This window comes from Patescibacteria group bacterium, from assembly GCA_041651155.1.
In the GTDB taxonomy this organism is placed as follows: Bacteria; Patescibacteriota; Patescibacteriia; order CAIXNZ01; family CAIXNZ01; genus JAPLYF01.
The window spans coordinates 35,663-59,186 of sequence record JBAZJU010000004.1; the positions used below are offsets into that span (position 1 = coordinate 35,663).

Sequence of the window (23,524 nt, forward strand, 5' to 3'; positions counted from 1 at the left end):
AATGCCTCAAGAAGACATTATTGTTGGGCTAGATATTGGTTCAACTTCAATAAAAATAGCGGTTGGGCAAAATACAAGCAACGAAGGCAATCCGCAAAAATTACATATTATTGGCGCGGTTGAACAGGAAGCCGAAGGTATTAATCGTGGAGTTATAACCAGCATTGAAGATGCTGTTAATAGTCTGACTAAAGCTTTAGAAAAAGCGGAAAAATTAATTGGCATGCCGATTGAGCAGGCTTGGGTTAGTATTTCCGGCGGGAATATTACTTCGCAAATTTCTAAGGGGGTAGTCGCTGTTTCCAAAACCGATGGTGAAATCAGGGAAGAAGATATGGAAAGGGCGATTGAAGCTGCGAAGACAGTGACTACGCCGCCTAATTATGAAATAATTCATGTCATCCCGCGAAGCTTTACGGTTGATGGCCAAAGCAATATCAAAGATCCGGCTGGCATGACGGGCGTGCGTTTGGAAGTGGAAACATATATTGTGGAAGGCTTGAGTTCACAAATTAAAAATTTGACTAAGTGCATTTATCAGACAGGCTTGGATATTGAGGATTTAATTTTAGCCCCTTTAGCCACGAGTGAGGCTGTTTTGACTAATAGACAGAAAGAATTGGGTGTAGTGGTGGTTAATATTGGCGGGGCAACAACAGGCATCGCTGTTTTTGAACAAGGCGATCTTTTGAGCACAGCAATCTTGCCGTTAGGTTCAGAACACATAACTTCTGATATTGCTATTGGCTTGAGAACTTCTATTGATGTGGCAGAAAAAATTAAATTAAAATATGGCCAAGCTTCGTCCAAAGGAATGGATAAAAAGGAAGAGTTTGATTTAAATGAATTTGATGAAAATGAAGAAGGCTTGGTTTCCAAAAAATATTTAGCTGAAATTATTGAAGCACGTGTTGAAGAAATTATGGATAAAGTTGATCAGGAACTGAAGCATCTTGAGCGCAGCGGCGCATTGCCAGCTGGTGTTATATTAACAGGTGCAGGCGCAAAACTGCCAAAAATAATTGATGTATGCAAAAAAAATTTACGATTGCCAGCGACTTTAGGATATCCTTATGATATTGTGAGCGTGATTGATAAAGTAAATGATTTGTCCTTTACCACTGCGGCCGGCCTGGTAAAATGGGGCAATCAGATGACCAAAAAACGCAAAGGCATTTCCAAATTTAAGAGTGTGGCAGGTGTGACAAAAAATATAAGGAAGTGGTTTAAAGCTTTGATGCCCTAAAATTCTGGTGAACAAAAAATGTATACAAAACTGTGTAAAACCGGTTTTACTAAATATGGTCAGACTGGTACAATAAGAAATAAGAGATAATAATTACTAAAAAATATGGAAATAAAGCCCGAAATTCAAACATTTGCTAATATTAAAGTAGTCGGCGTAGGCGGCAGTGGCGGCGCAGCTGTTAATCGTATGATCAATTCCAAAATCAAAGGCGTTGAATTTATAACGATTAATACTGATGTTCAGGCTTTGCATTATTCTCAGGCCAATAAGAAATTACATATTGGCAAAACTTTAACCCGTGGCTTGGGCGCAGGCATGGATCCCGAGACTGGGGCAAAAGCAGCTGAAGAAAACCAAAATGACATTAGAGATGTTTTAAAGGGCGCAGATATGGTTTTTTTGACTTGCGGTTTGGGTGGCGGCACTGGCAGTGGGGCAACGCCAGTTATTGCGAGCATAGCCAAAGAATTGGGAGCACTGACAGTTGCTGTAGTTACTAAGCCTTTTTCTTTTGAAGGCGCGCAACGTAAAACAATAGCTGATCAAGCCTGGGGAAAATTAGCTGAAAAAGTTGATACCATTATTACTATTCAAAATGATCGCTTGCTGCAGATTATTGATAAAAAGACTTCATTGCTTGAAGCCTTTTCAATAGTTGATGATGTCTTGCATCAAGCTATCCAAGGCATTTCAGAATTAGTAACAGTGCCTGGTTTAATCAATGTTGACTTTGCCGATGTAAAAGCTATTATGAAAGATCAAGGCACTGCGTTGATGGGCATTGGCCAGGCCAGCGGTGATAACCGTGCAGTGGAAGCTGCGAAGGCAGCTATCTCCAGCCCTTTGCTGGAATTATCTATGGATGGGGCAAATGGCGTCTTATTCATTATTGCCGGCGGTCCTGATCTTAGCATGCACGAAGTTAATGAGGCAGCCAAGATTATTACTGCTTCAGCTGAAAGTGATGCCAAAATTATTTTTGGCGCTATTATTGACGATGATTTGGGAGATCAGATGAAGATTACTGTGATTGCAACCGGCTTTGATTCAAATTCTCCAAAAAACAGGGAGGCTGATATAAAAGTTATAAAACGCGAGGAAATAACCTATAAGCCTAACCAATTTTTGGCTGAAGAAAATGATAAGGAATCAGAGGAAAAAAGTAAAAAGAAAATTAAGGAAGATTATAAAATTTCAGTTTCCAAAAAAGACAATGAAGCAGCTGAAGAAGATTTGGATATTCCAGCCTTCATCAGGAAAAAAATGGGATAAATTCCTAATATTTATAATATAAATAAAAGTCCCTGGTTTATACCGGGGGTTTTTTAGTTTTTTAAATGCAGCCAAAATTTTTAATTTTTAAATTCATCAAATAGTTATCCACACAATATTTTTACGACACCAAGACAAGCCTTGATTTTGGCGGGAAAATATTGATTTAGACAAAAATTTGACAGGCACAACATCTAGTATTAAAATTAATGCAGTAGACACTAAATATTGTAGTAAAAGCAAAATTGCCTTTTGCAAGTGTGCTTTTGCTTCTTTAAAAAAAGCATGAAATGTCCAGTCTGCAATTATAAAGAGACAAAAGTCGTAGATTCCCGCGTGGCTTCTGACGAAATAACCATAAGAAGACGGCGGGAATGCTTAAAATGTGGTTTTCGGTTTAGTACCTATGAACAAGTTGAGCTCTTGGATTTAATGGTCATTAAGCGGGACGGGCACAAAGAAAGCTATTCCCGTGATAAGGTTGAACAAGGCTTGAAAAAAGCTTTTGAAAAAAGGCCAATTTCTGAAGAAGCTTTTAAAATTTTAGTTAATAAAATAGAAAGAAATATTCAGGCTTTGAAGAAAAGCGAGATTACCAGCCAGGAAATCGGGGAAATAATTATTAAGGAATTAAAGAAAAAAGACCCCGTCGCTTATATAAGATTTGCTTCAGTTTATCGGGCGTTTGAAGATTTGCAGACATTTCAAAAAGAAATCAATGCTGTTTTTGGCAAAAAGAAAAATAGGGGGTCAAACTCTGAAAAATTTACACGAAAGAACGTGAAAAATTAAATATTTGCATATTTGTTTATTAGGATTAGTCTGCTGAGCTTGGATGAAAGCAGAATAATAAATTTGTGTTTAAGTTATCAATATAAAAACATGGGAAAGATTACAAAAATTAAAAAGCGCGATGATCGGATTGTAGATTATGATTTAAGCAAAGTTGAATTGGCTATATATAAATCCATGGAGGCGATTGGTGATCCTAATAAGAAAAAGGCGAAAAAGTTAGCTTTGGCAGTAGAAAAGGAATTGAATAAAAAATTTCATGAGCGAACTATTCCGGCAGTTGAAGAAGTGCAGGATTTAGTTGAAGAAATTTTAATTAAAAATAAACAGATTAAAACAGCCAAGGCTTATATTTTATATCGTGAACAGCACGCTCAGATCCGTGATTTGAGGACTTTGATAGATTCTGATGCATTAATGGAAGGCTATTTGGCGCAAAGTGATTGGCGAGTTAAAGAAAACAGCAATATGGCTTATTCCTTGCAAGGCTTGAATAATCATGTTGCTTCGGCTGTTTCAGCCCATTATTGGCTGCACAAAGTTTATCCGCAAGAAGTCAGAGACGCACATTCAAATGCGGATATTCATATTCATGATTTGCAGACTCTGGCAGCTTATTGCTGTGGCTGGGATTTGCGTGATTTATTAATGAAAGGCTTTGGCGGGGTAATGGGGAAGGTTTCTTCTAAGCCAGCTAAGCATTTTAGAACAGCTTTGGGCCAGATCGTGAATTTTTTTTATACCTTACAAGGCGAAACAGCAGGCGCTCAGGCTTTTTCCAGCTTTGATACGTATTTAGCGCCTTTTATTGCTTTTGATAATTTAACTTACGGCGAAGTGAAGCAATGCATACAGGAATTTTTATTTAATATGAATGTGCCAACACGCGTTGGCTTTCAAACGCCCTTTACCAATATAACGATGGATTTGATTATTCCAGACATGATGAAAGACGAGCCTGTCGTGATTGGCGGTAAATTCCAGGATAAGACTTATAAGGAATTTGCCAAAGAAATGGATATGATTAATATTGCTTTTACGGAAGTTATGACTGCAGGAGATGCGAGCGGGCGTGTTTTTACTTTTCCAATCCCGACTTATAATATTACCAAGAATTTTAGCTGGGATAATGAAGTAGTTGATAAAATCATGGAAATGACAGCGAAATATGGCATCCCATATTTTTCCAATTTTATTAATAGCGATATGAAACCAGAAGATGCGCGTTCTATGTGCTGCCGTTTGCGCTTGGATAACAGGGAATTAAGAAAAAGAGGCGGCGGACTTTTTGCGGCTAATCCTTTGACCGGCTCAATTGGCGTAGTGACTATTAATTTGCCGAGATTAGGCTATACTTCAAAAGATAAAGGTGAATTTATGGAAAAATTAGAGCGGATGATGAATATTGCTAAAACTAGTTTAGATATGAAGCGCAAGGTAGTAGAGAAATTTACTGACGATGGCCTGTATCCGTATTCCCGTTATTATCTGCAGGATATTAAAAGTAAATTCGGCGAATACTGGAAAAATCATTTTAATACCATTGGCATTAATGGGATGAATGAAGCGGCTTTAAATTTGCTTGGCAAAGATATTACCACCGAAGAAGGCCATAAGTTTGCAGAAGAAGTTTTGGATTTTATGCGGGAAAAATTAATGGATTACCAAAATGAAACCAATAGTTTGTATAATTTAGAAGCTACGCCTGGAGAAGGTATCACTTATCGCTTTGCCAAAATTGATAAACAGAAATATCCGGATATTATTGCAGCCAATGAAAAATCTTATCGTGAAAGCGGGGCAGATCCTTATTACACTAATTCTTCGCATTTGCCGGTTGATTATACTGATGACATTTTTGAAGCGCTTGATTTGCAGGATGGCCTGCAAACGCGCTATACTGGAGGTACAGTGTTACATGGCTTTATTGGCGAGAAATTACCAACCATTGAAGCAACTAAAAAATTGGTGAAAAAGATTGCAGAAAATTACCATTTGCCGTATTATACAATTACACCTACATTTTCTGTCTGTCCGGTTCATGGTTATATTGCAGGTGAGCATTATTTTTGTCCAAAATGCGACGCGGAAATAGGTTATGTGGAAAAAGTTGGCAGTATCCATTCAGCGAGCTAATAAAAATATTTAAATAAGTTTGTCTATTTTTAACAAATAGGCAAAACTGGGGAATTATTATGAATACAAAAATGCAACGCACACCCTGTGAGGTGTATTCCCGAGTAGTCGGCTATATTCGCCCTGTCAATCAGTGGAACAAGGGGAAAAGAGCAGAATTTGCAGACAGAAAAGAATATAACAAGCAGCTAGCCGGGTAATGGTTCCTTAAAGGAGGACAGTCTAGTTCTTTAAAGATAAAAACCAGTCCGCGCAGAAATTTTGGGTACAGTTAACCCATAAAAGCGTCAGATAATTTGGCACTCTTATGAGTTAACTGTATTCTCCTTGCAGAGACTGGTTTTTTTAATTAAAATGAAACTACGAATAAGGATACCCGGCTAATTTACAAACCTTCGTTCCGCATGGCGGGACTACGGTTTGCAAAGGCAAATTCAATACAAATATTACAAATTAGTTTTTAGTAGTTTTGTAAATTATAAATTGGACAAATATTAGTATAATTAGTATTAAATTAGTAAATTAGTATCTATGTTAAAGATCGGCGGTTTGCAAAAAATAACTTTAATTGATTATCCTGGCCATTTAGCAGCTACGATTTTTTTAGCTGGCTGTAATTTTCATTGCGGTTTTTGCCATAACCCTGGTTTGGTAGAAATTAAACCCGGCCGAGAGTTTATTTCTGCCCAAGAAATTTTAGATTATTTATGCAAAAGAAAAGGGATTTTGGAAGCTGTCTGCATTAGTGGCGGTGAACCCTTAATCCAGCCGGATTTAAAGGATTTTTTAGCTCAAATTAAGTCTTTGGGTTATTTAATTAAACTGGACACCAATGGGTTTAACCCCGCTTTCTTAAAAGAATTACTAGCCCAGAATTTAATAGATTATATTGCCATGGATATTAAAGCTTCGCTTGCTAAATATGGGGAGATTACAAATGTAAAATCTGATTTTAAAAATATAGAAGAAAGCATCAAGATAATTTTGGCAGGGAACTTGCCATATGAATTTAGAACAACTGTTTTGCCAAAATTTCATGACCCAAAGGAGATGGCAAAAATCGGGCAAATGATTACTGGCGCAAAAAATTACTATTTGCAAAATTTTAGAAATTTTAAAACTCTGGATCCCTCTTTTGCGCAAGAGCAGGCTTTTACCGAGGCTGAATTGCAAAAATTAAGAGAAATAGCCTTAAAATACGTTAAAAATTGTGAAATCAGGAATTAGATTTAAGATATTTGAGATGAATTAAAATGACGATTTTAGAAAAAAAGATTTTATCTTTAGTTAACAAAATCCCCAAGGGGAAAGTAACAACTTATGGCCTTTTAGCGTTAAAAATAGGTAATAGCCGTTTAGCGCGTGTTGTAGGAAATGCTGTACATAAAAATTTAAATATAATCGTGGTTCCTTGCCATCGGGTAGTCAAAAGTGATGGCCAGATCGGCAATTATCGCCTGGGTATTGCCAAAAAGACAGAATTGTTGCAAAATGAGGGTATAAAAATAAAGGCAGGTAAAATTTTAAATTTTACTGATGTCCTTTATAATTTTAATTAAATTTAAAGTTTAGTTAAAATCTGTCCAGGTTTTGACTATTAAAAGGAACTATATGAAAAAATGTAAAAAATGCGGGGCGCCTTTGGAAGGTTTTCTTTATAATACCATTGGCAAATTAATGGGCATTAAGCCATCTGCTTCAGATCCAGAAACATGTAATAAATGCGCTGAAGATAAGACTGAAGAAGCGCCAAAGGCAGAAGAAAAAACTCCAGAAGTTGCCACTCCAGCTGAACCAATAGAAACTCAAGCAGAAGAAAAAGAAGATACTTCACTTTAAAAATTTTTATTTAAAAAATTAAGGGACAGGAAAAATTTATTTTTCCTGTCTTTAATTGGGTAAAATTATGTTTGCACAAAATAATAGTCAGGAGAAAATTTTTTCTAAAAATTTAATAGTTTTGGTTTTGATTTTTAGTTTGATTTTTGGCGGTTTAGCCGGAGCAGGCACAACTTTTTTAATTTTAAATAATTCAGGCAAGGCGGGTATTTTAAATATTCAATCCCAAGAGCAGAATAATTCTAATTTGACTAATAATGCAGGCACCTCCGGCATTGACTTAGAAGCGGCAACTATCAGCGCAGTTAAAAAAACTCAACCTTCAGTTGTCAGTATAATTATTTCCAAAGAAGTCAGCGCTGTGCAGACTCCCAATTTTAATGATTTTTTCCAGCTTGGTTTTCCTTTTCAATTTAATTTTGGCGAACCTGCCCAGCCTGCTCCTTCTCAAGATCAAAAGCCGCAAAAGCAGGAGATTGGCGGTGGTTCTGGTTTTATTGTTTCCAATGATGGCTTAATCATTACCAACAAACACGTGGTGGCAGATGATGCCGCAAGTTATACTGTTTTAACCAATGATGGCAAAAAATATGAGGCTAAAGTTTTAGCCAAAGATCCAACAAATGATTTGGCGGTCATAAAAATAGAGGCCAAAGATTTAACCCCATTAACTTTAGGCGATTCTGATAATATTGAAGTTGGCCAAACAGTGATTGCGATTGGCAATGCCCTGGGAGAATATAGAAATACTGTTACCAGAGGTGTAATTAGTGGGATTAACAGGACAGTCCAGGCTGGCGGCCAGGGATTTACAGAAACTCTGGAAGAAGCGATCCAGACTGATGCAGCTATTAATCCGGGCAATTCAGGCGGTCCGCTTTTAAATTTAAAAGGCGAGGTCATTGGCATGAATACCGCAATTTCCCAATCAGGCCAATTAGTTGGCTTTGCCATACCGATCAATGAAGCCAAACAAGACATAGAGAGCGTGCAAAAAACTGGCAAAATTGTCAGGCCATATTTGGGTGTGCGTTATGTTCTTATCAATAAAGAAATTGTTGAGGCTAATAAATTATCAGTTGATTATGGCGCTTTAATTTCCCGAGGCCAGACAGCAGATGAACTGGCTGTGGTGCCTGGTTCTCCGGCTGATAAAGCGGGCTTGGTTGAAAATGATATTATTTTGGAAATAAATGGCCAGAAAATTGATGAGAGCCATTCATTGGCCAGACTTTTGGCAAAATATGCGCCGGGCGATGAAGTTGAACTTAAGATTTCACACAAAGGGGAAGAAAAGACTGTTAAGGTTAAATTGGAGGAAAGGAAGGATTGATAAATTGTTAAACTGTTAAATGATTAAATTATTAAACTGATAAATTGTTGAATTGTAAAAAGAACAGTCTCGCAATATGGGGCTGTTTTTTTGTATAATATTAGCCACAAATGGGCCTTAATACTTGACTGAATTATATAAATATGCTATAATAACAAATCTAGTAAATTAACAAGTAATAAGCTCAAAAATAGGAGGATTTGGATGAGAAAATTTGAATTAGCCGATCTGGGCGGGTGCTTCCGCGAGGAAGTAGAACAAAATGGTGTTTTTGGAAAGATAATTTCTAGGCATCTCTGCGAAGTCCCCATCATTGATGGGGTATATGCCGATGAAAGATGCAAGGAACCGATTGCTCGTTTGGACGGATGCGTCGAAGATTTGCTTTCAGCCGCTGATCCAGATCTGGATGAGATTTGGACACTGGTAAAGCGTGAGCAAAAGGCCAGGTCTGACGCCATGAATCGGGAGCTTTCCGTATGGGATGCTCAAGCAGAGGCGGACTTTGACCGAGAGGGTGAGATGGAAGAACCAGACGAGCTGAGTTTTACAATCAGCGGGCGATATTTCGCCAACCTTGAAAAGCTCGATGAATTCATCGGAATCTCGGCCGATCTGCATTGGCCGAGTGATACCTGGTGTCCTGAGGAAATGAAGGAACCTGATCCCCAGGAACAATTTCCATTGCCAAAACGTCCCAAGCAGATATATGAGGAGGGGACGCCTCCGAGATTCATGGGTTCCTCTAGGCGGAATTGCGGGCGAAAGCCACGCGGCATTCAAAATTGCCGGGTGAAAATTCGCAGAGCCCGTCATGAGAAGAGGAATGAATTTCGATCTTTGGCAGAGGAAGAAATTATCGAGCAGGAATGCCAAATAGAAGAGGATTATGCTGCGGCTCTGGACTTTGCCCAGCATGGTCAAGTCTGACACTCATAACTTTACGTGCGGCGCATTGATAATCAATGTGCCGCTTTTCTTTTTAATTTAGCTCTTTTCAAAGGAGCTTTTTTTTGTTAGAATTAAGGTAAGTTTGAAAGTTATAAAGTTTATAAAGTATAAAGAAAATATTATGAAATTTGAACGATTTGAGGATATTATTGCTTGGCAAAAAAGTAAAGAATTAGTCATTTCTGCCTATGCTTGTTTTAAAGAATGCATAGATTATAGTTTTAGGAATCAAATACAAAGAGCTGTTATTTCAATTATGAATAATATTGCCGAAGGATTTGAGAGAAAAACAAACAAGGAATTTATAAGATTTTTATATATGGCCAAGGGTTCGTGCGGAGAAGCAAGATCAATGTTATATTTAGCTTTAGAATTAAAATATATTTCAAGAGAAGATTTTGAAAAAAATTATAATATGGCATTAGAAATTTCAAAAATATTATCAGGATTAATAAAATCTTTATAAACTTTCTACTTTATAACTTTTTACTAAATCATGAAAGAAGGAGAATTGATCGTAAAACTTAAAGATTTGCAGCAAAAAATAAAAGAAGCCTGGGGCTTTCTTGGCATTGAGGAAAAAATGCAGGAAATTGAAAAATTAGAAGCCATGATGGGCAAGCCTAGCTTTTGGCTGGAGCAAGATAAGGCCAAAGCGATTAGCCAGAAAGCCAGTGATTTAAAAAAAGAAACAGAAACCTGGCAGAAACTTAAAAAGGAAATTGAGGAAGCTTTAGAATTGGCAAAAATGGATGAGAAAGATCAGTCATTAAGCTTAAGGGAGGAAATTGAAAAAAAGTATCTGGAATTGGAAAAAGAATTTGCTGAATTAGAATTTTTCCTTTTATTTAGAGAGCCACATGACAAAAGCAATGCGATTTTGGCAATCCATGCGGGCACTGGCGGAGTTGATGCCATGGATTGGGCAGGAATGCTAATGCGCATGTATTTGCGCTATTGCGACAAAAAAGGCTTTAAAACAGAAATTTTAGATCAAAATTCTGGGTCAGAAGCTGGTATAAAAAGCGTAGTTATTGAAGTGACGGGAAATTATGCTTATGGCAATTTAAAATCAGAAAATGGCGTGCATCGTCTGGTGCGCATTTCACCTTTTGACGCAGAAAAAATGCGCCATACTTCTTTTGCCTTGGTTGAAGTTATTCCGGAAATTGACGAAGAGCTTGATTTGGAAATTAAGCCAGAAGATTTAAGAATTGATACATATCGCGCGTCAGGCCATGGCGGGCAAAATGTGCAGAAAACTGAAACAGCAGTACGGGTAACTCATTTGCCGACAAAAATTGTAGTTGCTTGCCAAAGCGAGCGTTCACAAGCCCAAAATAAAGAGCGCTGTTTAAAAATTTTAAAATCAAAATTGCAAAAGCTGGAAGAAACAAAAATTGAAGCAGAAAAAAAACAGCTGCGCGGCGAATTTACAGAAGCTGTCTGGGGCAATCAGATTCGCTCTTATGTCTTGCAGCCATATCATCTGGTTAAAGACCATCGCACTGATTTTGAAAAAGCTGACGTAGATGCGGTTTTGGACGGAAATTTGGAAGGATTTGTGGAGGCATATTTAAAGCAAAAATAATTATGGAAGGAAAAAGTAAAATTTTAGTCACGGGTGGCGCCGGTTTTATCGGTTCGCATTTAACCGATATATTAATCTCCGAAGGCTGCCGGGTTTATATTATTGATAATCTTTCAACAGGACAAAGGCAGAATATTCATCCTGGAGCAAATTTTTTCAAATTTGATATTCAAGATAAAAAAGTTGAAGATTTGTTTAAAGACATAGGTTTTGATTACGTCTTTCATACAGCCGCTCAAGTGAATTTGCGCAAATCAGTTGATAATCCTGTTTTTGACGCCAAGACAAATATTCTAGGCACTTTGAATATTTTAGAAAACTGCCGCAAATACGGGATTGAAAAAATTATTTTTTCTTCAACTGGCGGAGCAATTTATGGCGAAGCAAAAATTGTTCCTACCCCGGAAACTTATGAAGCTAAACCTGTTAGTCCCTATGGCGTAGCCAAATTGACAATTGAAAATTATTTGTATTACTATCGTCGTGTATTTAATCTGAATTATACTATTTTGCGTTATGCCAATGTTTACGGGCCACGGCAGAATAGTTTAGCCGAAGCTGGAGTAGTTTCAATTTTTATTAATAAAATTTTACAAGATGAACAGCCGATTATTAATGGCGATGGTCTGCAAACGCGTGATTATGTTTATGTTGACGACGTAGTTAGAGCCAATTTGCTGGCAATGACTGTAAAAGATATTGGAATTTATAATGTGGCTACTGGCCAGCAAAACACCGTTAATCAGATTCTCAAATTAGTCGCAGCCGGTTTTTTTGATAAGAAAGTTGAAGAAAAGCATGGGCCGGCCATGCTGGGAGAACAGCGCATAAGCTGTTTGGCGATTGATAAAATTAATAAATATTTAAATTGGCAGCCCAAAATCAGCTTAGATCAGGGTATAAAATTAACAGTTGAGTGGTTTAAACAAAATTATGATAGACAATAAAGTTTGGATAATTATTCCAGCCCACAATGAACAAGAAAATATTTTTGGTGTAATTAAAAGCGTTCAAGAATTAACGCCCAATATTGTAATTGTAAATGATGCCTCAACCGACAGGACAGGGGATATTGTTAAGGCTTTAAATTGCTATATGTTAGAACACATGGTAAATCGCGGCCAAGGCGCGGCTTTGCAGACCGGCACGGAGTTTGCTCTAGCCAATGGCGCTGAGATAATTGTGCATTTTGACGCTGACGGCCAGATGCAGGCCAAGGATATTTACCGCATCATTAATCCAATTTTAGACAGGCAGGCTGAGATTGTATTTGGCACGCGTTTTTTAGGAAAAAAATCAAAAATGCCCTGGACAAAAAAATATTTCATACTAAAACCGGCCATAATTTTCAACTGGTTTTTTACGGGAATTAAATTAAGCGATGCGCACAATGGCTTTCGCGCGCTTTCCAGAAAAGCAGCTGAAACGATTAAAATTACTCAGGATAACATGGCTCATGCCACGGAAATTTTAGATCAGGTCAGAGCGCATGATTTAAATTACACTGAAGTGCCGGTAGAAATTGTTTACAATCAGTATGGTCAGAAATTTACTAGTGGTTTTAAAATTATCCGTGATTTAATTTTTGCGAAAATATTTGGAAAATGAAAATTAATTTTTTAATTTCAAACTTAAATAAAAAATTTAATCCTTAATTATCTAGTTTCTAATTTCTTATTTCAAACCCATGATTATTCAGATATTTTTAATCCTCTTTATAATTTACGTGGTGATTAAAGTCGCGCTTCGGTACCGCGATAAAATAATTTCTCTGCAGGAATTTGTGCTCTGGACGATTTTTTGGTTTTTGGTCGGTTTTGTGGTAATTTTGCCTGATACAACTTCAATGGTGGCCAATATAGTCGGTGTCGGACGCGGTGTGGATTTAGTGACTTACATTTCCATCCTTATTCTTTTTTATCTAGTCTTCAGGATATTGGTGCGAATGGATAAAATTGATAAAGATGTGACTAAGATTGTGCGCAAAATCGCCTTGGGATCCAAAGATGAGGAAGATGAGCAATCTTAGAAAAACAAAAATCAAAATCCAAAAAACAAAACAATTTCAAAATTCAAAAGACAAAATAAATTCTAAATTCAAATGACAAATGACCTGCCTTCGCCAAGGCTACGGCAGGCAGGCAAATAATGAATATTAAAATTATTTAGGCATGACAATAAATGAAATTAAATATCTTTTAGAACAATATGGAATTAGACCGAGCAAAAGCAAGGGGCAAAATTTTTTAATCAATAAAGAGATCTTAAAAAAAATTGTTGCAGCAGCTGATTTGAAAAATGATGATAATGTCTTGGAAATTGGCCCGGGTCTGGGAATTTTAACTGAAGATTTAATCAAAAATTCAAAAAAAGTTTTAAGTGTAGAATTAGACAAGCGTCTAATCTTTTTTTTAAAGCAAAAATTTGCTCATCAGAAAAATTTGGAAATTTTTGAAGGTGATATTTTGAGGATTAAAAACAGCCAAATAGCAAACCTGCTTGATTGCCAAAAGGCTGGTTACAAAGTAGTGGCGAATTTGCCCTATAATATCACAAAACCGGTTTTGCGAAAATTTTTAACTTATGAGCCGAGGCCAAAACTAATGGTTGTTCTGGTGCAAAAAGAGGTAGCCCAAAAAATCACAGCCAAGCCAGGGGAGATGAGCCTTTTAAGCTTATCAGTGCAACTTTATGGCCAGCCAGAAATAATTGGCTATGTTGGCAAGGAAAATTTTTATCCCCAGCCAAAGGTAGATAGTGCGATTTTAAAAATTGTGTTTTGGCCGCAAAATTTGGCGCCGGAAATAAGCCAAATTTTAGACAAAAACATGCAATTTGCAGCCAATAAGTTCTGGCAAATGGTAAAATTTGGCTTTAGTTCGCCAAGAAAACAGTTGCAGAATAATTTATCAGCCGGTTTTAAGATACCTAAAGATGAAGTCATTTTGAGGTTAAAAACAGCTAAGTTAAGTGCAAAAATCAGGGCTCAAGACCTGGCTTTGAGTGATTGGCTCAACCTTTATCAGAAATTTGTAGTTTAAAGAAGCTTTTTGTGTTATAATTATATTCAGAGATCTGAGAGAAAGGCCCAGGAAGTTTTAAAATTTAAAAGATAAATATAATGGCCTTTGGTAAAGAAAAAATTAAAGAATTTCTTGAGGGAAAAACTGAAAAAATAAGTGAAAAAATTGAAAAGACTCCCATTGACAAGTTCTTCCTGTTTTTTTTGATTTTAATTACAATTTCAGCCCTAGTTTTGGGTTACCTGCAGTTTAAGAAAAATCTGGAGTCGCCTTTAGCAGACAGTTATTTAAGGGAAAAAAGAGGCCAGCTAAGGGACCAGTATGGTTTGCTTAATTTAATTAATGGCAATGAAAATACCAACCAAAATTTAAGCCAGGCAGATATTGATAAATTAAAAAGCCAGGATAGTGATTTGGACGGCCTGAATGATTATGAAGAAATATATATTTACCATACCAATGCTTATAACGAAGACACTGATGGAGATGGCCTTAGCGATAAGCAGGAAGTTTTAAATAACACTGATCCTAATTGCGCCCAAGGCCAGGATTGCACTGCCTTACAAACAGCAGGCACTGTTACTTCTGCAGGGGATAATATAAATACAAATCAAGACTCGTCTGCCAGCCAGCCAGATTTAGCAAGCCTGGATCAGAATGCAATTTTAAATTTGGAAACCCAGCTTTTATCAGGCGAAATTACTTTGCAGGATTTGGGCATTGATGACCCTGAATTGCAAAATACTTTTGATCAGATTAGAAACGGGCAAGCCACTGATTTGAGCCAACTGCAGCCAGAGGAAAAGAGCGCGGCAATTGAGACTTTAAAAAATTTAACTCCGCAGCAAATCAGAGATGAATTGATCAAGCAAGGAATGTCTGAGGCTGATTTGGATAAAATAGATGATCAGACTTTGCAAAAAGTATTTTTGGACACAATAGGCAAATATTAAAAATTTTAAATAGAAAAATAAAAAGCCTTTTGACCATGCAAAAGACAAAAAAAACAAAATTGCGTAAAGTAATAATCGGGTTTATTGCCGTATTTTTTGTTGTAAATAGTTTCAGCGCAATATTGATTTTTAATGTTGAACAGGCAAGCGCTCAAGATAAGGCGGGGTCTGAAGTGGGAGTGACAGCAGGCATACCGGTTACAAATCAGGCATATGCAATAGAAAGATTTTTGGGCAGTGTAACTGATGAACTAAAAGCAGTGTTTTTCAAAAATATTTTAGGCAATTTGCTTAATAAAATCGCTTCCCAGACAGCTACTTGGATTGCCACAGGCGCCAAAGGCAAAGGCCCATACTGGATTACCAATCTAAAGCAATTTACCACTGATTATGCTCAAGGCGCGATCACTGATATGGTCGTTGAATCCATTAAGAATGTGACGGGCATAAATATCTGCGAATTTGATCCGCGCATGGCTATTGATTTAGCCCTGCAAATTCCCATGTTCCCGGAATATAAAGGTTATCAGCCTAATTGCGATTACACAAAATTAAAAAATCATTGGGATGAAATCGGCAAGTCAAATTTGCTGACTTTTAATTATAGCATTACTGCCGGCGGAGAATTTCAGAAAAATTCAGCTCAGCTTTCCAATTCAGTAAGCGTTGACAGGACTTTGTTGGTCTGGGATAAATCATTACTGCAATATCTTTTAAAACTGTCTCCTTGTGAGCCAAGCGGCATTGGCGAAATTACCTGCGTTGCTCCTGGAATGACTGAGAATCCAGAACAATATATTAAGTCCCAATTGCAGCAAATAGCTGATGCTTTGGATACTTTAACTGGCAAATTAGCTTCTGATGTTGAGCTGATGACTAAAAATGCCCAATTAAATACGCCTGTGCAATTATATGTCGGTTCTTTTATTATCCAGCCGGAAAGAATAAATGACATTAAAGATGCCTGGAATAAAGAAATGGATATATGGGTGACCAAGGCTAATAAAATTAATGATCAATTCAGCAAATGCCAGAATAAAACCAGGGAGCAGCTTTTAGCTGATCCTAATTGCGTTTCTGTCTTGATTGAATTAGGGTTTGGAGCTTTAGATGTGCCTGGTGCGCAGTCATCTGTGCTTGTGCCAGATCCTGCGGCACAAACCGAATGCCAAATAATTGCTGGTTGTATGAAAGCTGATGATTGCGCAAATATCCCTGCTTGCACAGGCGGTGATCCAATATGCCCGCCAGAATGTACTCAAGCAGATTGCAAAGAAACGCCAAAGCCATTGGGATGTATAAGGACTCAAAATTGCCAGGATTGCCTGGATAATATTGACGATTGCAGTAAGGTTCCTGCACGATGCAAAATAAGCGGATCTCAGGCTGTTAATACTTTCCAGAGCGAAGTAACAGCCAAAACAACTTATGTCGCGGCCACAGCCACTTCTTTGATTAGCGGTTTTAATTATTTGAAAACTCAGATGAATGACAATCTCAACCCTGCCAATTTTGAAGGCGGGGCAGCTTACAGCGCTAAATTAGCCCAGGGACTTTTTGATCCTCAGGCCAACCAGTTTAATACCTATAAAACTTTATATGAGCAAATGGCCAAGGAAGGTTTAGGGACATTTGCCGAAAAGCAATTGCAGGCTACGGTTAATCAAGGCTGGAAAAATGCAGAGGACAAAATTTCCGGTTATATTAATACGCCGGCAGAACTTTTAAAAGCCAAGGCAGTTGAGGATTTGACCAAAAATGATACTTCATTAACCTATACCAAAAGCATAATCGCTGATTCTTTGGGTGTATTTTTAAAAACTTTGTGGAATAAATATATGCAAAAGCTTTTGAGTTCGCTTTCAAATTCCCACCAAGAACAAAACACCCAGCAATCTTTGGCAGCTCTTTCCGGAACGTCTGTGACTGCGCCCCAATCATCAAGCGATCAATATACGCAAAGGATTATAAGCGCCCAGGGAGTGGAAAATTATATTACCAAATTAGCCCAGCAGTTTACAGTTAATTTTTCATTTAAAGATGTGGATCTTTTAAGCGCCTTCCAGACAAATTTAAGCGGCGAAGTTAATCCGGATCTTTATAATAATGTCATTGATCAGAATTTAGCCCAGGCTATCAATGATAAATTAACCATCAAAGAGGCTCTGGCTCAAAATAAATTAATCGGCACATATACATTTTCCTGGAATGAAAAAGCAGATTTGGGGACATATAACTTAGCTAATCTGAAGAAATTAAGAAAAGCGCGCGTTATCCCTCTGGGTTTGGAATTAGCCGCTGAATTAGTCAGGGATTGCAATTATCGCCAAGATTTGGGGGCTGATTATGCGCAATATAAAGATTTAGATTTTGATGATACGAATTTTTCCAATGCTTCATTGCAGGGCTATAGCAATACAGCAGATCCTTTAAAATACCAAAGGTTAAGAAATTGTTTATTTAAGCCTTTGACAGAAAGTACTTCAGATGCGGCTGCGGTCAGGAATTATAACAGTAAACGATTAAATGAATCAGTTAAGGCAACTTTGGCTGAGGTGGTCTCTGGGTTTGATAAGTCTGGGACAGGCGCTTGCGGCGGCAATGATTTAGATGAAGAGGAGTCTCCTTTCTGCAATTTAGTCAATCCCAACTGGGTTTTAAAATTGCCAGTGACTAAATGTTCCCTGCCGACTGAGGCTGAGCCATATGGTGAGATATTGCAATCAAATAATGATGTCTCACGCTATTCCCATTGTCCGGATTTTGCCAGCTGTTTGCAGGACGATGGCAAAGGCGGCTGTGTCGGTGAAAATTATGGCTTCTGCGTGAAGGAAAAAAACGTCTGGCAATTCAATGTCAATACTTGCCCGGCTGACTTTAATAGCTGTCAGACTTTTAAAACAGATAAGTCAGATAACGCCAGCCTGGTTTCATATTTAAAAAATACCTTAAGCGGCAGTGATGTTTGCAGTGCGGCCAATGCCGGTTGCACTTCGTATTTAACTAAAACAGATCAGGCCAGCGCCTGGAAAGATCCATTTGTAATTTATAAAAACAGACAGGACTGTGAAACGGCTGGTTTTGGCTGGTTAGCTGAGCAAAATGTTTGCGATCCGTCTAGGATCTATCTGAATAGAAATGTTAATAGCTGCGTAGTAGCTGATGAAGGCTGCCATGAATTTATGTATTACCGCAATCCGACGAATAATTTACTGCCTGATTCCAGTTTTGAATTCGCCCAGGATAATACTTTTCCGGCTCATTGGGATTTACTCCTGCAAAGCGAGGTTAGCCAGGATATTTGTACTAATTTGAATGACCCAGCGAAAAATGTAGGCTGTCAAAGAGAAGGCAATTGCGGATATATCAAAACTTGTTTGAATTATAATTATAAGGATAAAGCTTTGTGCTCAGAAAATAACGGGCAGTGGTTTCCTGGCGGGTTTTGCAGTGATGGCTCAAGCCCTGATCAAGCTGCTTGCGCTGCTAATTCTGGCCAGTGGTTATATTGCGTTGGTGGCATCAAGGCCAATGCTGAAAAAAATGATTGTGCCAATAATGCCGGCCAGTTCAGGGAGTATTGTTTAACCAGTTTATTAAAATATAATCTTTGCTCAAATCCTCAATATGATAACCAAGCTGCCTGCACAAGTCAGAATGGCACCTGGCATGAAGAATGCCAAAAAGGAGGCCAGGTCGTTACTAATTTGCTGAGACAAGATGACTGCGAAGATCCAAATAACGGCGGAACCTGGGTGAGTTTTTGCCAAGGCGCGCAATTATATAATTCCACTAAAGCGCAGTGTCAAAAACTTTTAGGCGCCTGGCAAGGCGAAGGGCCTTTTACAAGTTTGGGCAGCGTTTCTAAAAATGGCAATGATACCGAGCAAGGCCTGGGCAAATTGCAGATTAATATCGGCAGCCTGACAGCTGGCCAGGAATTAAGATTAATTTACAAAAATAGCTTTAGCGATACTAGTAAAGTCTTAACCAAAGCAGGTGATGTGTATACCGCTTCAGTTTACATTAAATCCGATCAGGCTTTAAGTTCTCCGATAATATTTAGCTTAATCGGCGGTCAAGGTGAAAGCGAAATTAGCAGTAATAGTATAACCGTTGGGCAATCATATGAGCAGGTTAGCAGTACGCTAATTACTTCCAGTCCGGGCAATGATTTAGAGTTGCGTATAAATTTACCAGCGGAACAAACCGGCGCAAATATCTTTATTGATACTGCTTCCTTGATAATGAATTCACTGGATCAGGTTCGCAGTTATGATTTTGTCCAGTCTTACCAGGATTATGACCTGAATAGCAAGGTTTATTATAAAAAACCTGCAGAAAATTTATCTTGCCATGGTTACGGGCCGAATGATCCTCCTCCAAAATTAGAATCAAACGGCTGTTCTGATAATGGCCAAACTTATTGTGAAAATACATGCAACGGCTATTGGGATGGAACCAATATTTATTCCACTGCCAAGTTCTGCTATCAGTACGCGCCAGACAATCCTTCATGCAGTAATTTTATGAAAATGTGCGAGCCAGAAGAAGTCGGCTGCCAAATGTATACGCCTGTAAATGGCGATCCGTCTATCCCAGGCGTGGTTAGTTTGACTGACTATTGTCCGGCTGAATGCGTTGGCTTCCAAACATATAAGCAAGATCCGACATTGTATGAGCCAGAACCCGATCCTTTATTTAATAATTTTATTTCCGAAACTGCAACAAGTTGTACTTTGGATGAAGTCGGTTGTTCGCAATTTACAAACTTAGACTCTGTAGCTCAAGGCGGAGAGGGCATTGAATATTATTCTTACATCAGGCAGTGTATTAAGCCAAATCTAGGTTTGGGCGAAAAGACCTTTTTCACCTGGCAAAGCTCAGCCAGCGGGCCGCCTCAATTAGTAAAATACCAATACCAAAGCGATAAAATAACAGGTGCGCCGAAAACCATTGATAATTCCGGCGATTGCACAATATCATTGGGCGCAGAAGATTTTAATTGCATTAAATTTTTTGACAGCGCAGGCATAGAATATTACCGCGATAATCGAAAAACTATTACAGTGGCTGATGATTGCCATCCCTACAGAAAGACAGAATCTACACAGGCTAATTGTGTGGCAACCAATGGACGCTGGCAAGCCGACATTAATGCCTGCCTTTATGATGCGATCCCAAGTGAAGGCTTAGCTTGCAGCGCAGCCTCTAATAATTGCCGGGCTTATGTGGGTAATCGCGGCAATAATGTATATTTCCAGATTTATGATACTTTTGAAAATGGCCAGATATCAGATTGGTTTACCGGAACTGACGGGACTGGTACAGAAGGTTTGTTGCCCTCAAGCGAATCTTTAGTTCTGGGCGGACATTCATTGTCTGTTGCAAATTCAGTCAGGGAAATTCATAAATCTGTGAGTCTGGCCAAAGGCAATTTATACACTTTGTCTTTTTGGGCGAAAACTGACAATTCCGCCGGCAATAATATAGGTGTAAAATTTAATGCGGGTCAGGCTAAATCTTTTGCCGCGGTTGATGATAAAAAAGTTGCTTTAACAACTAATTGGAAAAATTATAATTTAGGCCCGATTCTAATTGACTGGGATCCAAGCGGCAATGACAGTTTAAATTTTAGCGGCTTAAACAGCAAAATTTATCTGGACAATATAGTTTTGAAAGTCGTTAAAGATAATGTTTATGTGGTCAAAAATAGTTGGAATACGCCTGATTCTTGCAACCAAAATTTCTTTGGGGCAAAGGCAGCTTCTGATGAAATTCCGCCAATGCTTGGTTGCCAGGCTTATACTGATACTTTAGGCCAAACGCATAATCTCAAATCATTCACCAGCTTATGCCGTTCAAGCGCGGTCGGTTGCCAGCTGCTGATAGATACGCAAAATTCAACAAGTCCAAATCAGCAGATATTTAATGGTGATAATGCTTCTTATCTTGATGATTATACTGTTTCCCAAGATCAATTGGCTGCCTATATTCTGAATGATAGTAATCGTTGCACTGCTGAAAATAAAGGCTGCCAAAAATTAGGCTTGCCAAGCTATGGAACGACAGGTGACCCGACATTTTCGGATAAATATCTGAAAAACGATCCCAACCTTTATGTTAACGCGCCAAACTCCATCATGTGCAGTGAAGAATCATTGGGTTGCAGTGAATTAATCAATGAGTCAGGAACTCCTGAATATTATAAAATAGACCAGACAAAACTCTGTGAATTCAAAACAGGTTTAGTGGCTGGAGTGAGTGTTGACGGCTGGTTTAAAAAAGGCAGTGCAACTTTGGGTTGCGGTTCTCTGCCGTATGACCAGGCTAATTGTCCAGTTGGTGCAGGCGTTTGGAGCGAGAAATACAACCAGTGCGTGATTGTTTTAAATGATGTAACCAGCCAGGATATCTGCGTAGCTGGCAAGGGCGAATGGCTGGGCAGCAAATGTCTGGCTAATCCTTTTACAATTTATAAAATAGCTGAAGCCAATAAATATAATGGCTATGTTGGAATTTGTGAAAATAAATGGAATGGCTGTACCCAGTTTACAGATGTTAATCCAAATTTTGTCGCTAATAATAGTTTTGAAACAACAAGCGAAGGCGCGCTTTTGTCCTGGAATTCAGCAGCATCTGAGAGCTTGGGAATTTACAGGGTAGTTAGCGACAGAGTCCAGGAAGGCAATAATGCTTTGCAATTAATAAAACGAACAGAGCAAAATGCAAGCGGAGATACTTACGGGTTTGGCCAAACCATTTATCGTTTAGAAAAAGGCAAAACTTATAAAGTTTCTTTTTATTATCGTGTGCCAGCTGAGGCCAGCGGACGTGGCGAGAGCTGTCTGAGTCCGAGCGCTGCTTTTTCTTTTAATTCCTCAGACGGTATCTGTTCCAACCCTAATCATTTGACCAAAGAAACATGCACAGCCACAGAAACATGGAAAGCTGCGCCGCAAACTGCGGTAAATTATTATAACGCAGAAGGCGACTGGAAAAAAGTAGAAGTTTTGTATTCTGTGCCTCTGGGGATTTGTTCCACTCCTGGCAGACTGACTCAGGCAGATTGTCTGGCAGGCGGCGGCAGCTGGCAAGACCTTAAGCAGCTGCAGGATTATAAATTGGTTTTATACGCGCCAGCTAATGCAAATTGTCCGGATTCTTATGTTTTATATGATCAGGTTGAGGTTAAAGATTATCAGGAAGACAGCTATTATGTCATTGATCAAGGAGATAATCTTGATCGCTCCAGCTGCAATAGCATCAATTGGGATTCAGGTTGCGTGCAATTTTTGAATTCAAATACTAATTCTTACGAAATAATTCAGGTTGCCAACGACCGCAATTGCGAGGAATGGGCAGTTTGCACCAGTCATTGTTCTGACACCGTGTCTGCCACAGAAGCGGACTGCAAAGCTAATGGACAAACCTGGAATGCTAGTCTCTGCACTGCCACGAATTTGTGCACTCAAGGAACAACAGATAACTGTACGGCCTATGCGCCTAAAAAAGATAATGTGCGCTATGGTTTAGACAGCGCGCCATTGGATGTAAAAAGAATAAGCGATTTTACAAACCAACAAGGCTATATTTACCGTTATGGCGCGGGTCCTTTGAGCCAGCTGACAGAGTGGCGGGCAGGTGACTATTCCGGCTATACAATTCCTGACCGTTTGCCGATTGAAGAGGAAATTAGTTTAGCGCCTGATCAGCAATTTAAGACATTCCAGCCGGTTAATGATCTGGGAACCAATACTGATGATAGGCGCTATACTGAAGCGATTTGCAAAATTTTTCCCAGCGCTGACTCGCCAGTGCCTTATGTTTTATCCCAGCAGCCGGGCTATGAAAATTTGAAGAGTTTATACAGTCAGACTTATGGTGAAAAATCCATGTCTTTTGAAGTGCTGCAAAGTAATTTGAATAAAATCGGCACAGGCTGTTTTTATGCCAAGGCAGAAGGCTCTGGCGTAACTACTTATGTGCCGCGCCTCCTGAACCCAGCCGCTGTCTGCACCTCGCCTTTAGATTTGCAAGGGAAAGTTTGCGAGATTAATGCGAATAATTGTAAAACCAGCTTTGGCGGGATTGAAACAGATGCCTGCAGTAATATTGAAAAAGTCACTGAGTTTAACGGCCTGGAAGGCATGTGTTTGGAATTTGACACTTTAAATCCGCTTTTTAGCACGATTTATAAAGATTTATATAAATCACTTGATGAATCAGAAAATTTAACCGGGTCTGATTATCAGCCTTATGCGTGTTTAACATATTATCCGTTTTTGACTGATACCTGCCCGTTTCACGATGCAAATAATTGCGCTGCTGATCCCGGCTGCAATTGGACTGAGCCTTCAGGCCCTTGTATCCATAAATAAAAAA

General features: G+C 38.5%; 18 protein-coding genes. All 18 read left to right on the top strand.

Annotated elements, in window-relative coordinates:
* The first annotated feature begins 1 nt into the window (after position 1).
* The 18 genes from ftsA (at position 2) to WC460_03865 (ending at position 23,520) form a co-directional block, all read left to right on the top strand.
* Positions 2–1,246 (top strand): cell division protein FtsA, encoded by a 1,245-nt coding sequence (gene ftsA, locus WC460_03780; GenBank protein ID MFA5188455.1) that lies wholly within the window; start codon positions 2–4, stop codon positions 1,244–1,246.
* Positions 1,247–1,351: 105 nt separating this feature from the next.
* Positions 1,352–2,521 carry a cell division protein FtsZ gene (gene ftsZ, locus WC460_03785; GenBank protein MFA5188456.1) on the top strand — a complete coding sequence of 390 codons (1,170 nt, stop codon included), beginning with the start codon at positions 1,352–1,354 and terminating at the stop codon, positions 2,519–2,521.
* Between the two features lie 285 nt (positions 2,522–2,806).
* Entirely contained in the window at positions 2,807–3,313 is a 507-nt protein-coding gene (gene nrdR, locus WC460_03790; GenBank protein ID MFA5188457.1) for a transcriptional regulator NrdR, read from the top strand.
* A 90-nt stretch (positions 3,314–3,403) separates the two neighbouring features.
* Positions 3,404–5,449 carry a ribonucleoside triphosphate reductase gene (locus WC460_03795; GenBank protein ID MFA5188458.1) on the top strand — a complete coding sequence of 682 codons (2,046 nt, stop codon included), beginning with the start codon at positions 3,404–3,406 and terminating at the stop codon, positions 5,447–5,449.
* 71 nt (positions 5,450–5,520) lie between these two features.
* Positions 5,521–5,649 (top strand): anaerobic ribonucleoside-triphosphate reductase, encoded by a 129-nt coding sequence (gene nrdD / locus WC460_03800; protein MFA5188459.1) that lies wholly within the window; start codon positions 5,521–5,523, stop codon positions 5,647–5,649.
* Positions 5,650–5,980: 331 nt separating this feature from the next.
* Positions 5,981–6,676, top strand: coding sequence for an anaerobic ribonucleoside-triphosphate reductase activating protein (locus WC460_03805; protein ID MFA5188460.1), 696 nt, complete (start codon positions 5,981–5,983; stop codon positions 6,674–6,676).
* A 26-nt stretch (positions 6,677–6,702) separates the two neighbouring features.
* The gene (locus tag WC460_03810) at positions 6,703–7,008 is read left to right on the top strand and encodes an MGMT family protein (protein MFA5188461.1); all 306 of its coding nucleotides are present in this window, start codon (positions 6,703–6,705) and stop codon (positions 7,006–7,008) included.
* Between the two features lie 52 nt (positions 7,009–7,060).
* Positions 7,061–7,288 carry a hypothetical protein gene (locus WC460_03815; protein MFA5188462.1) on the top strand — a complete coding sequence of 76 codons (228 nt, stop codon included), beginning with the start codon at positions 7,061–7,063 and terminating at the stop codon, positions 7,286–7,288.
* Between the two features lie 67 nt (positions 7,289–7,355).
* Positions 7,356–8,621 (top strand): trypsin-like peptidase domain-containing protein, encoded by a 1,266-nt coding sequence (locus WC460_03820; GenBank protein ID MFA5188463.1) that lies wholly within the window; start codon positions 7,356–7,358, stop codon positions 8,619–8,621.
* Positions 8,622–8,825: 204 nt separating this feature from the next.
* On the top strand, positions 8,826–9,551 hold the full coding sequence (locus WC460_03825) for a hypothetical protein (GenBank protein ID MFA5188464.1): 726 nt from the start codon (positions 8,826–8,828) through the stop codon (positions 9,549–9,551).
* 142 nt (positions 9,552–9,693) lie between these two features.
* Positions 9,694–10,038, top strand: coding sequence for a four helix bundle protein (locus tag WC460_03830; protein ID MFA5188465.1), 345 nt, complete (start codon positions 9,694–9,696; stop codon positions 10,036–10,038).
* 30 nt (positions 10,039–10,068) lie between these two features.
* Positions 10,069–11,163, top strand: a complete 1,095-nt coding sequence (prfB, locus tag WC460_03835; GenBank protein MFA5188466.1) for a peptide chain release factor 2 — start codon at positions 10,069–10,071, stop codon at positions 11,161–11,163.
* Between the two features lie 2 nt (positions 11,164–11,165).
* Positions 11,166–12,110 carry an NAD-dependent epimerase/dehydratase family protein gene (locus tag WC460_03840; protein MFA5188467.1) on the top strand — a complete coding sequence of 315 codons (945 nt, stop codon included), beginning with the start codon at positions 11,166–11,168 and terminating at the stop codon, positions 12,108–12,110.
* Positions 12,097–12,771, top strand: a complete 675-nt coding sequence (locus WC460_03845) for a glycosyltransferase family 2 protein (protein ID MFA5188468.1) — start codon at positions 12,097–12,099, stop codon at positions 12,769–12,771. The genes WC460_03840 and WC460_03845 overlap by 14 nt, the downstream gene beginning before the upstream one ends.
* Before the next feature lie 79 nt (positions 12,772–12,850).
* A complete protein-coding gene (locus WC460_03850) occupies positions 12,851–13,192 on the top strand; it encodes a DUF2304 family protein (GenBank protein MFA5188469.1) in 342 nt (113 codons plus the stop codon).
* 142 nt (positions 13,193–13,334) lie between these two features.
* Positions 13,335–14,204 carry a 16S rRNA (adenine(1518)-N(6)/adenine(1519)-N(6))-dimethyltransferase RsmA gene (gene rsmA / locus WC460_03855; protein ID MFA5188470.1) on the top strand — a complete coding sequence of 290 codons (870 nt, stop codon included), beginning with the start codon at positions 13,335–13,337 and terminating at the stop codon, positions 14,202–14,204.
* An 80-nt stretch (positions 14,205–14,284) separates the two neighbouring features.
* The gene (locus WC460_03860) at positions 14,285–15,139 is read left to right on the top strand and encodes a thrombospondin type 3 repeat-containing protein (GenBank protein ID MFA5188471.1); all 855 of its coding nucleotides are present in this window, start codon (positions 14,285–14,287) and stop codon (positions 15,137–15,139) included.
* Positions 15,140–15,174: 35 nt separating this feature from the next.
* Positions 15,175–23,520, top strand: coding sequence for a hypothetical protein (locus WC460_03865; protein MFA5188472.1), 8,346 nt, complete (start codon positions 15,175–15,177; stop codon positions 23,518–23,520).
* Positions 23,521–23,524: the final 4 nt, after the last annotated feature.

Coding starts and splice junctions, on each gene's coding strand:
- ftsA (MFA5188455.1), top strand. CDS start 2: ATGCCTCAAGAAGACATTATTGTTGGGCTAGATATTGGTTCAACTTCA.
- ftsZ (MFA5188456.1), top strand. CDS start 1,352: ATGGAAATAAAGCCCGAAATTCAAACATTTGCTAATATTAAAGTAGTC.
- nrdR (MFA5188457.1), top strand. CDS start 2,807: ATGAAATGTCCAGTCTGCAATTATAAAGAGACAAAAGTCGTAGATTCC.
- WC460_03795 (MFA5188458.1), top strand. CDS start 3,404: ATGGGAAAGATTACAAAAATTAAAAAGCGCGATGATCGGATTGTAGAT.
- nrdD (MFA5188459.1), top strand. CDS start 5,521: ATGCAACGCACACCCTGTGAGGTGTATTCCCGAGTAGTCGGCTATATT.
- WC460_03805 (MFA5188460.1), top strand. CDS start 5,981: ATGTTAAAGATCGGCGGTTTGCAAAAAATAACTTTAATTGATTATCCT.
- WC460_03810 (MFA5188461.1), top strand. CDS start 6,703: ATGACGATTTTAGAAAAAAAGATTTTATCTTTAGTTAACAAAATCCCC.
- WC460_03815 (MFA5188462.1), top strand. CDS start 7,061: ATGAAAAAATGTAAAAAATGCGGGGCGCCTTTGGAAGGTTTTCTTTAT.
- WC460_03820 (MFA5188463.1), top strand. CDS start 7,356: ATGTTTGCACAAAATAATAGTCAGGAGAAAATTTTTTCTAAAAATTTA.
- WC460_03825 (MFA5188464.1), top strand. CDS start 8,826: ATGAGAAAATTTGAATTAGCCGATCTGGGCGGGTGCTTCCGCGAGGAA.
- WC460_03830 (MFA5188465.1), top strand. CDS start 9,694: ATGAAATTTGAACGATTTGAGGATATTATTGCTTGGCAAAAAAGTAAA.
- prfB (MFA5188466.1), top strand. CDS start 10,069: ATGAAAGAAGGAGAATTGATCGTAAAACTTAAAGATTTGCAGCAAAAA.
- WC460_03840 (MFA5188467.1), top strand. CDS start 11,166: ATGGAAGGAAAAAGTAAAATTTTAGTCACGGGTGGCGCCGGTTTTATC.
- WC460_03845 (MFA5188468.1), top strand. CDS start 12,097: ATGATAGACAATAAAGTTTGGATAATTATTCCAGCCCACAATGAACAA.
- WC460_03850 (MFA5188469.1), top strand. CDS start 12,851: ATGATTATTCAGATATTTTTAATCCTCTTTATAATTTACGTGGTGATT.
- rsmA (MFA5188470.1), top strand. CDS start 13,335: ATGACAATAAATGAAATTAAATATCTTTTAGAACAATATGGAATTAGA.
- WC460_03860 (MFA5188471.1), top strand. CDS start 14,285: ATGGCCTTTGGTAAAGAAAAAATTAAAGAATTTCTTGAGGGAAAAACT.
- WC460_03865 (MFA5188472.1), top strand. CDS start 15,175: ATGCAAAAGACAAAAAAAACAAAATTGCGTAAAGTAATAATCGGGTTT.